This window comes from Neisseria sp. P0021.S005, assembly GCF_051956955.1.
On record NZ_JBQCWY010000048.1, the window covers coordinates 1 to 13996 of the forward strand.

Consider the following 13996-nt stretch of genomic DNA (forward strand, 5'->3'; position numbering starts at 1 on the left):
AAAGAACAAGCCGCCGCGCAAGGCTTCGTCGAAACCCTGTTCGGCCGCCGCCTCTACCTGCCCGACATCCACAACAAAAACGCCAACGCCCGCGCCGGAGCCGAACGCGCCGCCATCAACGCCCCCATGCAAGGCACCGCGTCCGACCTCATCAAACGCGCCATGATAGACGTATCCCGCTGGCTTTCAGGCGACCTCCTGCAAAGCAAACTGATTATGCAGGTGCATGACGAATTGGTGTTGGAAGTACCTGAGGCAGAGCTGGATTTAGTCAAAGAAAAACTGTCGCAGATTATGGCGAAAGTGGACGAAGGGATGTTGAACGTGCCGCTGGTGGCAGAAGTGGGCGTGGGTATGAATTGGGAAGAGGCACATTGAGATAGTATGGTGGTTAACAGATTGTTTTGAGAAAGGAATAAAGTAATGAGTGTTCAAGATTTAATTGACGACAGTGTAGAGTTATTCAATAAGAAAAAATTTGACGAAGCGATTGAGAAGCTGAATCAGGCTTTAGATAAAATTGAAGATAAAAATAGCCAAATTCAGGAGCAAAACGATATTCAGTTTTTGCTTGGCCGTTGTTATTTAGAGCAGGCGAAGAAAGCCAAAGGCAAGGATTCGGAACAGTTGTTTGAGCAGGCAGTTAAACATCACCAACAGCAATTGAGGCTTGCCGAACAGCTGGAAGATAAGCAAAACAGCCTTCAAGAACAAATCTATGCCGAATCTTGGCTTAGCCACTGCTATTTAGAGCAGGCGAAGAAAGCCAAAGGCAAGGAGTCAGAACAGTTGTTTGGAAATGCAGTTGAGCATTTCCAACAATCATTGGAATTTGCCAAACAGCTGGCAGACAAGCAAAACAGCCTTCAAGAACAAATCAATGCCCAATATTGGCTTGGTCGTTGCTATTTAGAGCAGGCGAAGAAAGCCAAAGGCAAGGAGTCAGAACAGTTGTTTGGAAATGCAGTTGAGTATTTCCAACAATCATTGGAATTTGCCAAACAGCTGGCAGACAAGCAAAACAACCTTCAAGAACAAAACAATGCACAATTTGGGTTAGGCAGCTGCTATTTTGAACAGGCGCTAAAAGCCAAAGGCAAGGAATCGGAACAGTTGTTTGGAAATGCAGTTGAACACCACCAGCAGCAATTGAGGCTTGCCGAGCAGTTGGAAGATAAACAAAACAGCCTTCAAGAACAAATCTATGCACAATCTTGGTTAGGGCGCTGCTATTTAGAGCAGGCGAAGAAAGCCAAAGGCAAGGAATCGGAACAGTTATTTGAGCAGGCAGTTGAACACCACCAACAGCAATTGAGTCTTGCCGAACAGCTGGAAGATAAGCAGAACAGCCTTCAAGAACAAATCGATGCCCAATCTTGGCTTGGCCGTTGCTATTTTGAGCAGGCACTAAAAGCCAAAGGCAAGGAGGCAGAACAGTTATTTGGACGGGCAGTTGAGCATTTCCAACAATCATTGGAATTTGCTAAACAGCTGGCAGACAAGCCAAACAGCCTTCAAAAACAAAACAATGCACAATCTTGGTTAGGCCGTTGTTATTTCGAACAAGCCATAATTCAAAAAAACTGGGAAAGATATTTTGACTGGAAAAAACAGAAAATACAGGGAGATTTATTTGGAACTCAAAAAGAAAAAACAGTAATAGACGACATTACTACCATTCTGGCAGTTTTAAATATCCCGCCTATGGAATTAGGGTCAATTCCTCTTGCCCATTATACTTCGCCCTCAGTATGCGAAAGATTATTCGGCATTGTTAGTGATAAAGCCGATGATAAAGTTCCTGTTGATAGTAATAAGGTTAGTCCGATGAGAATTGGCAGCTCCACTTATATGAACGACCCGACCGAAGGGGAAGGGCTGTTGGAGTTGTTGAATCTGCAGGATTTGGAATTGGAAAACAAGGCTGACTGCCCTGTCCATAATGCTTTCTTTACCTGTTTCTCCAGCCGCGTCAACGATTTGAACCAGTTCCGTTTGTATGGCAAAGAAAATGGAGTAGAAGCATCGGGCTGCTGCTTGGTATTTAATAAAAACGGAGATTGGTTGAAAGAGCCTGATATTTCTGCTTCGTTCGGAGGTTTTACAAACAAACAGAACGAAGGTTTAAAAGAATTAGCGAAGGTAGATGTAGCGGGTTTAGAAGATGAAAGCCTGCCACTTTATCAGGTGGCTTATATCGCTTATTACGATGAATATGTTGCTGAAGAGAAATGTAAGAAATGGTTGATGAATGAGAACAACCAAAAATTCGGCATTCGATTAAAGCCTGTAGGAAAAAATCCAAGTTTGTATCAATTGCGTATCAACAAGCTTGAAGAAGCGTTGATAGAGTTAATGAAAAAATCTAATAATATCAGCGATGAAGACAAAAAAGCTTTGGAATATATCCGTTATCTTTTTAAAGATTTCGCTTTCCGCGATGAGGAAGAATTCCGTCTGCTGAAAATCGAACAAATCGGTTCGGACAAAATCGAATATTGCAAAACCACAAAATCCGTCTATCTGCCTTATGCCGATATACGCGATATTGTGGATGAAGTGATTTTGGGGACGAATTACGAAAAGAGCGGAAAAGAGCGCAAGGCGGAAGTGTTTCAGCATTTGATGCGGAAATATTATCCAAACGTTAAAGTTTCCCGCTCGTCGTTGCCGATTAATGCTAATCCGCCGATTAAGAAGGATTAATCAATCTCAGGCCGTCTGAAAATCCTTAAACATTTTCAGACGGCCTTTTTTCTATGCCGATTCTCTACATTCTATTCGCCGTATGCTTTTGTTCTCGGCCGTTTGTCTCTTTTTTTCATGAATAATGTTGCCGGTGTTACAATCGGCATATTCTTATTGTTATCAAACAGGTGTTTCATGCAGTTTTTTGGCCTGCTTATTCCTATTATTATCGGCTATTTTGCTGATGAGATGTTCACCGGCGTCATTATTGGGTCGTTGTTTTGGCTGGTTGCTTGGTCAATCGCCAAACAACGCCAAGAAGAGCGTTTGGCTGAATCTGCTACGGCAGGTGATAGGATGCAAAAGCTGGAGCAGGAAATCGAGCTGCTGAAACGGCGTTTGTCGGTGTTGGAGCATGAGGCTGTCCGTGATGAGGCGAAGGTAGGGCAAGGGCTTGAGGCTCGGGCTGTTGCAGATGTTCAGACGGCCTCTGAGCCGCTTCAGGTTCGGGTTGAGTCTGAAGCGGAAGCTGCGCCTGTTAAGCAGAAAATTGAAGAGGCGTTTGCTCCTTCTTTTTCTATACCTATTAATCCTGTTTCTGCCAAGGCTGCTGCTTCGTCTGAGCCTGTTGTGGAAGAAGTTGTCGAGGCGGTTGCTCCGGTTGCTGCTGAACAAGAAGAGCTGCCTAAGGAAGAGGCTGTTATTGCTTCGATGCCGTCTGAAAACGAAGAGGCTCCATCGCGTCAATTCGTTATCCATAAAGATAAGGTGGAAGGAGGAGAGTATAAGTTTTCCGACAATCCGATTGTTGCTTGGTTCTTGCGCGGTAATCCGCTGTTGAAAACCGGTATTGTGGTGCTGTTCCTCGGCTTGGCGTTTTTGTTGCGCTATGCCTCCGAGCGGGTTCATGTGCCGGTGGAGCTGCGTTATCTGACTGTGGCAGGCGCGGGTTTGGCGGCGGTGGTCGGCGGCTGGAAGCTGCAAAGCCGTAAGCGTGAATATGGCTTGGTGTTGCAGGGTTTCGGCGTGGCGGTGATGTATCTGACGGCCTTGGCGGCGTTGAAACTACATCCGCTGCTGCCTGTGTCGGTCGTGTTCGGGCTGATGGTGGCGATGGTTGTGCTGATGGCGTGGCTGGCGGTAAGGCAGAATGCGCAGATTATGGCGCAGGTTGCTTTAATCGGCGGTATGGCCGCGCCTTTGCTGACTTCAGACGGCAGCGGCAATTATTTGGTGCTGTTTTCTTATCTTGCCCTGCTCAACGGCGGTGTGGTCGCGATTGCGTGGTTTAAGGCATGGCGTCCGCTGAACCTGACGGGTTTTGTCGCTACTTTTGCCATTGCCGCGCTGTGGGGCATGCGAAGTTATACGCCGCAACATTTCGCCACTACCGAGCCTTTCTTGATTTACCACTGGCTGCTTTATACCTTTATCGCGTATCTGTTCGCACGCCGTAAGTTGACGGAAAACAGCGAAGACGGCGTTACGCCGATTGCCGACAATGCGACTTTGGAAGAAATCGGCAAGAGTATTTATACACACGGCCTGCGCGTGCATGTCCTCGACCATACTTTATTGTTTGGCACGATGGCGGCAGCGTTCGGCCTGCAATACCGCATGGTGGAGCATTGGCCGTCTGCGGATGCGCTTTCCGCATTGGGTTTTGCCGCTGTTTACGGACTGGCCGCGCTGCTGCTGAAACGTCAGCAGGGTTTGTATATTTTGCGTCAGGCGTTTTTTGCGTTGGCGGTGTTGTTCCTCACAATTGCCGTTCCGCTTTATTTTGAACCGAGCAATACGGTTATCTTGTGGAGTGCCGAATCCGCATTGGTTTATTTCTTCGGTTTGCGTCAACAGCGTCCGCATATCCGTTTGGGTGCGCTGATGGTTTATCTCTTGGCGGCACTGATTCAGTTGGGCAATTATCAGAACTTCGGCACCGATACCGTTTTGGAAGGGCAGTGGTTTACGACGGTTGTGGTGTTGCTTGGCGGAGCGGCGATTTATTTATTGTGGTATTTCTCGCGTCGCGAAGGTTCGGCGCAATGGGAAAAATCTGTTCAGACGGCCGTGTTGTCTGCCGCCTTGCTGTACATCTCTATTTTGCCTTTGCTCTTCTTGGCCGAGCGCGGCTGCATTGTCGCTCTTTCCGCTTTGGCGGCGGCGTGGGCATTCTGTCGGCGCAAACACGAGCCGAATGTGTTTATCACATTTACCTTGGGCAATGTATTGTTCGCCCTGTTGCTGCAAGCCGGTATTATTTATGAATCCCAAGGTTTCCTGAGCCATCTGTACCTTATTGCCGCTACGCCTTTGCTGTTTGCGGCTGCCTACGCGCTGCAATATCCACGCGTGCCGGTTAACACCGAAAAGCCGGAAGGAAACGAGGTTTACTTTGCGAAGGTTGCAGGCTGGATCATCCTGCTTACTGCGTTGGCGACAGGCAGCTACGCCCTTTATATGCAATGGACAGGCGAGGAAACCCTGTTTACCCAGTTGTGGCTGTGGCCGATATTTGCCGGCCTGCTGCTGTTTGCCAAACGTCTGAAATGGGAAGAGCTTCTGCAAACCAATTTGGCATTCTTGCCATTGTTTGGCCTGCATTTCCTCTCCTACCATACCGAACATGCGGTGACAGCCGCCGCAGCCTTGCCGCTTGCCGCCGCTACCGTGTTGAACTTCATTATTCTGAACAACTATCCGCGCCATGATCTGATTTGGTTGCACAAACTCAATATCACGATACTCGGCGTACTTTGGACGCTTTGGACCGCGCTGTATGTCGGTGGTCTTCTCTCCGGCGTTTGGTCGCAGCTCTCATGGCTGGTTGTGCCTTTGGCGATGTGGATTGTTTTCCATACGCAGCGCCACCGCGAATTTTTCAGACGGCATCAAGCCATTTATCAGCATTTTGCTATGCCGTTGTGCGCCCTTGCCGCTGCCTGTTGGATGCTGTGGACCAACTTCTCCACGCCGTTCCAACCTTCACCGTTGCCGTATATTCCCGTGCTCAATCCGGTGGAACTCGCCAGCGCCGGCATGCTTTGGTTTGCACTGAAATCTCTGCCCGAAGCCTTACCGCCCGACCTTCGCCGTACCACGGCAACCACAGTTTCCGCCTTGGCATTTATGCTGATCAGCGCAGGCGTGATGCGCGTATGGCATTTCTACGACGGCATCACTTGGCGTCTCGACATCATGCTGCAATCCTTCGGCCTGCAAGCTAGCCTCTCCGTCGTTTGGGCGGTAACCGCCATCATCTTGATGGTACTCGGCAACCGCCGCAAACAGCGTTCCTACTGGATGACAGGCGCGACGCTGATGGGCATCGTAGTTGTCAAACTCTTCCTGATCGAGCTTTCCAACAGCGGCGGTATCGAACGCATCGCCTCCTTCATCATCGTCGGCCTGCTGCTGCTTCTGGTCGGCTGGTTTGCACCCGTTCCGCCCAAAGCAGAGAATGATGGCGAACCTAAAGCCTAATCACTAATCCCCAAAGGAAAAGGCCGTCTGAAACCCCATTTAAGTTTCAGACGGCCTGAGACCTTTGCAAAGGATGGTTGAACAAATTATACATTATACCCGTGCAGAAAACGTGCTGCTTCATTGTTCCATTTGACCAAATGATCGCCTTTGGCCGTCAGGTTTTCAGCACCGCGCTCGCCCAAGATAATCTCGGAAGACTGGCGTTTGCCTGTTTTCAACGCAATTTTGGTCGGCAGGTTGTCACGTAGGCGGCCGCTGAGTGTTTTCGCATCGGGGCGTTGCGTTGCCAATAACAGATACATTCCTGCGGAGCGCGCTTTTTGTGCCAGCCGTACTAAATGCCCTTCTGCGTCACTGCTGACATCGATAAGGTCGGCCAGTTCGTCAATCACGATAACAACATATTTTGGACGGGCGTGCTGTGGGACTTCTGCAATATCCTTTGCAGCGTATTCGTCCATCAGGCGGTATCGTTTATCCATCTCGTCAGCAAAAGACGACAATATTTCAGCAGCTTCTTCCGCATCGCTGACTATGCGCCCCTGCCATAAATTCGGACGGTCTTTGAAGGCGGCGAAATCCGCAGAAACTTTGCAATAACACACGACGATTTCCGTTTCATTCTGAGGAGCGAGTTCGAACAGGGAAGCCAGCATTGAGCGCACCAGTACCGATTTCCCAGCCCCCGTTTCCCCGCCTACCATCACATGCGGCGCGGTGGCAAAATCTTGAAACACGGGTTCGCCGCGTTCGTCTAAACCGATACACACTGGCAATCTGAATTGCTGTGCCGATGCGCGGTATTGCTGTAAGGCCGTCTGAAACTCACTTTGCCCGTATTGCCGCCAAGTGTCTTGCGGGCGCAGGATATTGATGTGCCATGTATTGGCTTCGCCGCGTATGCGTCCGCAGCGCATTTCATCATCGCCGATGCCTAATTCGGAGCAAATCTGGCTGTGGTATTTTTCCAAATCCACATAGCGGTCGAACTGCACGCGCAGGCAGTCGTAGCGTACGCCGCCGTATTCTGGTTGTATCGTGCCGCCCTTGCCGACTGTTTTGTCCAGTGCGGTTTTGAGTTTGATGCAGGTTTGTTCTTCCATAGCGGAAGCGGCCGGGTGCAGGCTGCCTGAAACGGCCTGTGTAGCACCGTCCGAACCACCGTCTCTGTGTTGCGCCGCCAAGCCGGCCAGTTCGTCAAAGAATATTTTTTTGGCTTCCACGATGCTGCTGTCACAGTAGTCCAAGGCTTTCCGGTAACGTTCCTCCAGCAGTTTCGCGCCGTTGTGCCACGCCAGTTGGATATAGGCAAACAAGTGTTTTTTGGTGAATTTCCGTTCTGGCACTTCGTCAAACATGCGCTGGCTGATGTAGGCTAGCCAAAATTTTTCTTCGCCTTTTTTGCCGTTTTGATTAAAGCAGGTGTTGAACGATGCGATTTCCAAACCACCGTCCATGCTGGGTTTCTGTTCCCAATCTTTGATATTTTTGGTTTTGGCAAAGCAGAAGGCGATGCACAGCCGCGCCCATTCATGGTTCTGCATTTTAGGCAGCACGCCGTCGCTTTCGAGCTGTTTTAGGATTTTGGCTGCTTCGCCGCTGGATTTGATGTGGGTGTTTTCGGTCAGCGTTACCCAGTATTTGTCGTTGCAGATTTTGTCGTCGTCCAATTCGTACATGGCGTTTCCCTTTATTCAAAATAGGCGTGCGGGGTAACGGTGGCGCATTTTCCACCGCCTTGCAGGATTTGAGAACGGATAAGGTAGCTCTTGCCGATGCATCCTTGTGCGTTGAGCTTTTGATAGGTTTCGGAACCGATTTCGGCACTCTGCACCAGAATAATCACTTGGCGGTTTAAATTCATCCAGTATCGCACTAGGTTGTCGCAATGGCGCGTGTCCAAAGATGTGAGCGGGGTATCGACCACGAAGGGGACCTGGTAGTCGGTAATTTCGGCCAGCGCGGCAATCAGGGTCAGCACCAGTATTTTCTTTTCACCGTGCGAAAGCGGCTGGAAGTCGATAGCCGTGCCGTTTTGGCTGTACAGAGACAGGCTGCCGTCTTCGCCGATTTCGATGTCGCCGATTTGTTTGTCATGGGCGATTTTCTTGTGCAGGCTGCTTACGGTTTTGCGGAATGCATCCAGTTTGCTGCGGCGCAGTTGCACGGCCAAGTCGTCTATCAGGCGGCACACGGCCTCGGCACGCTCGGCCTTTTGCTGTTTGGGCAGGCTGTCTATCAGTTCCTGTTGCAGGGTTTCCCATTCGGTTTTCAGGCGGTTGACTTCGGTTTGGCTGCGCTCGATGCTGTTTTGCACGCCGCCGAGTTTTTGGTTGGCTTCGGCCAGCTCTTTCTGAACACGCTCCAATTCTTCGCGCAGGCGGTCGGAATCGACAAGCCTGTCTTTCTGCTGTTCGTAGCAGCGTTTCAGCTCGGCCAGTTTGGTTTCCTGGCGATTTTTCTCTTTGTTTAGGCTGCCGAGGTCGTTGTCAGGCGATGTGATGCGGGCGATGTTTTCGAAGGCAGCCTGAAAGCATGAATCGTCCAAGTAATTGTGCTGCATGGGGTCAGATGCATCTGGCGGCAGTTTATCGAACAGAACGTTCCATGATTCGTTCAGAGCACGTTTGAGCAGTTCGTCTTTCAGGATTTTCGGCGTCAGTAGTTCCAGCGTGTTGGGATTGGTGGAAAACGCTTGCCAGAATTCTTCCAACCGGTGCGCGTTCTGCTCTTTGCCCTGCTCGTGCAGCAGGCGGCGGTAATCACCGTGAAGTTGTGTTTTCAGGGCGGTGATATCGCTTTCAGGCAGTAGGGCAAGCGGCAAGGCTAACAAGGCTGCCTGAATGTTTTGGTTCAGTTGGGCGGTTTCGGCTTCACATTGTTCGATTTGGGCAATCAGCTCTTTGGAATGCTGCGTGCTGCCCGCGCCCCGCAACCGCATCTGCAAGTCGTCCTGCCGAGCTTCGGTTTCCTGCTTCTGCCGCTGCCACTGTTGCAGGGTTTCGGTATGACGCGCCAACTCTTCAGAGGCAGCCTGAAAACGGCGTTCGGCTTCAGAAAGCAGCTCTTTTTGCCTGCCACCCGCCTTTTCGCTGTATAGCTTCTGCCCGTATTCCCTCACCTCTGCCTGCAAGGCTTTAAGCAGGTCGATGCCCAAAAGTTTGTTCAGCGCGCCGCTCATCCAGCCGCCCGCACCAAACTGCTTGGCGATATTGACCAATTGTTCGCCGTCAAAAAAGAAAAAAGCAGAATATTCTGACGGCAGGCCGTAATCTTCCAAATATTCTTGGATTTCTTCACCGTCTATAGGTTTTTTCAGGCCGTCTTTGCCTATGTAATACAAAAGCAGCTGGTTGCTTTCTTCCTGATAGAGGCCCAAATGGTCGAAATACCATTTACGAACAATACGGATACCCTGTTCGCCAAAGGCATAGCTTTCCATCAAATCCATTTCCAGCACTATTTCATAAGAGCGCGCAAAGGCGGCAGTGGCTTCCTTATATAAGGACTGACTGATGAAATCGCGGTATTTGAATCCGCTGTCGACCAAACCGGCACGCTGGAAATTGTCAATCGCGTCTTTGTCATACAGGCACAGATATATCGCTTCCAGCAGCGTGGTTTTACCGTGCCCGTTTTCCGCCCCGACCAAAATCAGGTTTCGCCCTTTTTCAGGTGGGGGAAATTCAAATTCGGCTTCGGCGTAGGATTTGAAATTTTTCAGTTTTATCCGTTTGATATACACCTTATTCCCCCCATAAATCCTGTTGTTCGAAGATTTTGTCCAGCTTCTGCTTCATGCCGCCGTATTTGTCACCCTTGCGCCGCACCTGGCGCGCCCAAGCAAGAAGTTCTGCCGCCGCTTCCATTTTGACATTGTGTTTTTCGGCGGCCGCTTCCAGCAAATGGCGCGCGTCAGGGTCGCGCCACAGCAGCAGGTCGGCAATTTGTGCTTCGGTTTCCGGGTTCATCGTCTGTCTCCTTGTTTCAAAATATCTTCCGTCCAAATCTGCTTGATTAGGTCGATTTCGTCCTGCGAAATCAGTTCTTCGCCGAAAGCAGCCTGCACGTCTAGCAGCTTCGCCAGCATTTCCTGCCGCGCCGTGATGGTGAACGGGCCGGGGATGTGTTTTCCGCCTTTGAACGTGAGTTTTCCGTTGCGCCGTTCGGCCTGGCGGTATTCGGGTTTGTTACGGATATCCACCAACCAGTTGCGGTATTCAATTAACGGTGCAAATTCGGTTTTCCCCGCATCCACAAATCCTTGCAGGCTTCTATCTTTATTGACCACCGTACACGTCCAACAGCCGAAACGGCTGGAATTAGTGCCGCAGCCGGGGGCTTCTTCCTGCGACAGCACAATCGGGCATTCGCCGCCGGCGGCTTCGCGATAGAGCTTGATTAAATCGCTGTGTGTGCCTCCCCAGGGCGGGTCGTTGGCAGCAAGGAATTCCCACACATCGTCGGTACTCAAATCGGCAATTGGTCGGTACACCAGCGCGTTCTTCAAATCGCCGTGCGGGGTCAGGTTGCTGTTTTCCAGGTTCTTGTGGTTTTCTATGCTGGCCTTGCGGGTGGCGGATTCGTCTTTGCGCACACCCAGCACGATGATGGCTTTGCCGTTTTCGTTTACTTTTTGCAGGATGTAGCCGCTGGTTGGTTGGATTTTCAGGCGGTCAGTACACCAGCGCATCGAGCGGTTGGGCGTGGGGTAGCCTTTGCCGATAAGCAGCGTCCAAAACGTGTCCTGCAATTTCGGCACGGTGATTTCGCCGCTGACGGGCAGCCTGAAAATTTCGGCGGCGCGCAGGATTTCTGCCAAAGATTGGCGCATGTGTTTCACCACCAGCGGGCTTTCCACCAGCGTGTCGTTGGAAATGAAGAACACCTGCCGCGTCCGCAGCATCGGCGGCAGCGAAAGCAGCATGTCAAACACCAAATGGGCGACAAGGGTGCTGTCCTTGCCGCCTGAAAAGGTAACAATCCAAGGGTAGTGCTGCGTTTCGCTCAAATATTCTTCAGTGATGTTTTGGCGTATAGCGTCGAACGGGTTGGCAGGGTGTATGGGTATTACGGTCATTTTTATACATATTTCTTATTTGCACCTAAAACAGGTGCATGCGTGATTGTACCTAAAATCGGAGCGCATGAGAAATATTCGTTTGTCGGTACACTCTGCCGAACACACCTATTTGCGACAACTCCTTATCCGCAGAAGATTGGATTTGGGGTTGTCGCAGCGTGCATTGGCGGAACGGATGAATGTGGTGCATTCGTTCGTAGGAAAAGTGGAAACAGGTGACAGGCGGCTGGATATCTTTGAGTTTATTGATTATTGCCGCGCATTGAATTGGCAACCGGAGGAGGTATTGCAAAGTTTGCAGGAGGAAGCGGTATGAAAGATTTGGCAGCATTATTAAAATATGCGGAACAATTCCGCAGCCTGCATACAAGTTTTACACAAGCAAACAACCGTGCCCCGCATAAATTCATCCTTCTATACAGTTTATGCCTGCTGTATGAATCAGGCAGCCTGCACACAGAAAAAATTGATTTTTCGGATACGCTTTTGGAAGAATGGCAGGCAATATTCAGACAGCAATGGCAGCGGTGGGTGGCAAACGCATACCACCAAGAAAATTTCGGCATGCCGCTCTACCACATGAGGACCGAGCCGTTTTGGTATTTTTGTGTCAAACCTGGTATGGAAGATGCATTCGAACAAAAAAACCGCATGAAGGCTTTATCCAGCCTGCGTCAAACTGTTTCGGGCGTAGAAATCGATGCACTACTCGCACGGCTGCTTCGGCAGGCCGAAACGCGGGTGGTGCTGCAGGATGTGCTGTTGGCACAATTGTTTGAAATCTTATGAGCAGGGAAACGAGTGAAATTTAAAGTGCAGGCTGCTTTTTCATCACCCCAAAAGCAGCAGCCGTAGGTCGGATTCTCGAATCCGACATTTTCCAACAGCGTTTTTTTCGGAAACGATAGACGCGTCAATGTTTTTGTTGGATACGAGTATCCAACCTACATTTCTACTTCTGGATTCCCGCCTGCGAGGGAATGACGGCGGAGGTTTCGGCAAAATTGCTCCTCCCGTTTTCAGACGGCCTCTGCCATCTCCCTTCTACATCTCTTCCAATTTCGCAAACTTGGTGTCCAGCTCTTTTACGCCCTGTTTGCCGAAGTTGATGGTCAGTCGGGCAGATTCGCCTTTGTCCACGGCATCGATGATGACGCCGGTGCCGAATTTGGCGTGGCGGACGTTTTGGCCGATGCGGAAGCCTGCGTAGGTTTGGGGCTGTTTGTAGTCGTCGATGATTTTGTCTTTGAACATGGAGGTTTGGCGCGTGTTGCTGTAGCTGTCGTAGGCGGGTTTTTTGACGGACAGGTAGTGCAATACTTCGGGCGGGATTTCTTCGACAAAGCGGGAGACGATGCCGAATTGGGTTTGTCCGTGAAGCATGCGTTGCTGTGCCATGGTGATGTAGAGGCGTTTGCGGGCGCGGGTGATGGCGACGTACATGAGGCGGCGTTCTTCTTCGAGGCCGCCGCGTTCGGCAAGGCTCATTTCGCTGGGGAAGCGGCCTTCTTCCATGCCGGTGAGGAAGACGGCGTTGAATTCCAAGCCTTTGGAGGCGTGGACGGTCATCAGTTGGACGGCTTTTTCACCTGCGCCTGCTTGGTTTTCGCCGGATTCGAGGGCGGCGTTGCTCAAGAAAGCGAGGATAGGGAAGGCGGGGTCGTCTGAAATGTTTTCGGGCAGGGTTTCAAAGTTGCTGTCTTCGGGTTTGAACTCGATGGCGGCGTTGACGAGTTCGTCGAGGTTGTCGAGGCGGTCTTGGTTGTCGCCTTTTTGGGTTCGGTAGTGTTCGGTCAGGCCGCTGTCTTTGAGGATGCCGACGATGATTTCGGACAGGGGCATTTGTCCGACTTGGTTGCGCAGGGCTTCAATCAGGCGGACGAAGGCGGCGATTTTGGTGGCTTTTGCGCCGGCATTGCAGGCTGCCTGCCAGAGGGTGATGCCTTGTTCGTTTGAGGCCGTCTGAAGGTTTTCGATGGTGCGTGCGCCGATGCCGCGCGGTGGGAAGTTAATCACACGCAAGAGGGCGTTGTCGTCGTCGGGATTGACGGCAAGGCGCAGGTAGGCGAGGGCGTGTTTGATTTCTTGGCGTTCGTAAAAGCGCAGGCCGCCGTAGATTTTGTAGGGAATGCCGCTGCGGAACAGGTTTTGTTCGATGACGCGCGATTGGGCGTTGCTGCGGTAGAGGACAGCAATTTCGTCCAAATCCCAGCCTTCGCGTTCGAGGGCTTTGGTTTCGTCCACAATGAATTGGGCTTCTTCGAGGTCGGTAAAGGCGGAGTAGTAGCGGATTTTGTCGCCTGCTTCAGCGTCGGTGCGCAGGTTTTTGCCGAGGCGTTCGTCGTTGTTTTCGATGACGGCGTTGGCGGCGGCGAGGATGTTGCCGACGGAGCGGTAGTTTTGTTCGAGTTTGACGGGCGCGTCGATGTGGAATTCTTCCATCAGCGCGGTCATGTTGCCGACGTTTGCGCCGCGGAATCGGTAAATGCTTTGGTCGTCGTCGCCGACGGCAAAGACGGCGGCGTGGTTGCCGGCAATCAGTTTCAGCCACGCGTATTGCAGCTTGTTGGTGTCTTGGAACTCGTCGACCAAAATGTGATTGAAGCGGTTTTGGTAGTGCTGGCGCAGGATTTCGTTGTTTTGCAGCATTTCGTAGCTGCGGAGCATGAGTTCGGCAAAATCGACCACGCCTTCGCGTTGGCAGATTTTGTCGTATTCGGCGTAGCACTCAATCATGCG

General features: G+C 50.9%; 10 protein-coding genes. 5 read left to right on the plus strand and 5 right to left on the minus strand.

Annotated elements, in window-relative coordinates:
• From ACTHUE_RS04870 to ACTHUE_RS04880, 3 genes are all read left to right on the plus strand, one after another.
• On the plus strand, positions 1–378 hold a 378-nt coding region (locus ACTHUE_RS04870), incomplete at its 5' end, for a DNA polymerase (protein WP_440423069.1).
• Between the two features lie 45 nt (positions 379–423).
• Positions 424–2706, plus strand: coding sequence for a sel1 repeat family protein (locus ACTHUE_RS04875; RefSeq protein ID WP_440361223.1), 2283 nt, complete (start codon positions 424–426; stop codon positions 2704–2706).
• A 177-nt stretch (positions 2707–2883) separates the two neighbouring features.
• Positions 2884–6171, plus strand: a complete 3288-nt coding sequence (locus ACTHUE_RS04880) for a DUF2339 domain-containing protein (protein WP_440361224.1) — start codon at positions 2884–2886, stop codon at positions 6169–6171.
• An 86-nt stretch (positions 6172–6257) separates the two neighbouring features.
• On the opposite strand, the gene ACTHUE_RS04885 is transcribed toward ACTHUE_RS04880, so the two are convergent.
• Genes ACTHUE_RS04885 through dndC form a run of 4 tightly spaced genes read right to left on the minus strand, consistent with a single transcriptional unit; the run spans position 6258 to position 11254 of the window.
• Positions 6258–7853: an FtsK/SpoIIIE domain-containing protein gene (locus ACTHUE_RS04885; RefSeq protein ID WP_049331668.1), complete on the minus strand. Its 1596-nt coding sequence runs from the start codon at positions 7851–7853 to the stop codon at positions 6258–6260.
• An 11-nt stretch (positions 7854–7864) separates the two neighbouring features.
• Entirely contained in the window at positions 7865–9919 is a 2055-nt protein-coding gene (locus ACTHUE_RS04890) for an AAA family ATPase (RefSeq protein ID WP_440361225.1), read from the minus strand.
• A gap of 1 nt (position 9920) precedes the next feature.
• Positions 9921–10145, minus strand: coding sequence for a DNA modification system-associated small protein (locus ACTHUE_RS04895; RefSeq protein WP_004518986.1), 225 nt, complete (start codon positions 10143–10145; stop codon positions 9921–9923).
• Positions 10142–11254 (minus strand): DNA phosphorothioation system sulfurtransferase DndC, encoded by a 1113-nt coding sequence (dndC, locus tag ACTHUE_RS04900; protein ID WP_049331662.1) that lies wholly within the window; start codon positions 11252–11254, stop codon positions 10142–10144. Before dndC ends, ACTHUE_RS04895 begins: the two co-directional genes overlap by 4 nt.
• A gap of 67 nt (positions 11255–11321) precedes the next feature.
• Here dndC and ACTHUE_RS04905 point away from each other — a divergent pair, with 67 nt between their 5' ends.
• Positions 11322–11573 carry a helix-turn-helix domain-containing protein gene (locus tag ACTHUE_RS04905; RefSeq protein WP_049331660.1) on the plus strand — a complete coding sequence of 84 codons (252 nt, stop codon included), beginning with the start codon at positions 11322–11324 and terminating at the stop codon, positions 11571–11573.
• Positions 11570–12046 carry a hypothetical protein gene (locus tag ACTHUE_RS04910; RefSeq protein WP_063068390.1) on the plus strand — a complete coding sequence of 159 codons (477 nt, stop codon included), beginning with the start codon at positions 11570–11572 and terminating at the stop codon, positions 12044–12046. The genes ACTHUE_RS04905 and ACTHUE_RS04910 overlap by 4 nt, the downstream gene beginning before the upstream one ends.
• Positions 12047–12301: 255 nt before the next feature.
• On the opposite strand, the gene ACTHUE_RS04915 is transcribed toward ACTHUE_RS04910, so the two are convergent.
• On the minus strand, positions 12302–13996 hold a 1695-nt coding region (locus ACTHUE_RS04915), incomplete at its 5' end, for a 3'-5' exonuclease (RefSeq protein ID WP_440423071.1).

What these genes read in the sequence shown, in the direction of transcription:
- ACTHUE_RS04875 (WP_440361223.1), top strand. Translation starts at nt 424, where the DNA reads ATGAGTGTTCAAGATTTAATTGACGACAGTGTAGAGTTATTCAATAAG.
- ACTHUE_RS04880 (WP_440361224.1), top strand. Translation starts at nt 2,884, where the DNA reads ATGCAGTTTTTTGGCCTGCTTATTCCTATTATTATCGGCTATTTTGCT.
- ACTHUE_RS04885 (WP_049331668.1), bottom strand. Translation starts at nt 7,853, where the DNA reads ATGTACGAATTGGACGACGACAAAATCTGCAACGACAAATACTGGGTA.
- ACTHUE_RS04895 (WP_004518986.1), bottom strand. Translation starts at nt 10,145, where the DNA reads ATGAACCCGGAAACCGAAGCACAAATTGCCGACCTGCTGCTGTGGCGC.
- dndC (WP_049331662.1), bottom strand. Translation starts at nt 11,254, where the DNA reads ATGACCGTAATACCCATACACCCTGCCAACCCGTTCGACGCTATACGC.
- ACTHUE_RS04905 (WP_049331660.1), top strand. Translation starts at nt 11,322, where the DNA reads ATGAGAAATATTCGTTTGTCGGTACACTCTGCCGAACACACCTATTTG.
- ACTHUE_RS04910 (WP_063068390.1), top strand. Translation starts at nt 11,570, where the DNA reads ATGAAAGATTTGGCAGCATTATTAAAATATGCGGAACAATTCCGCAGC.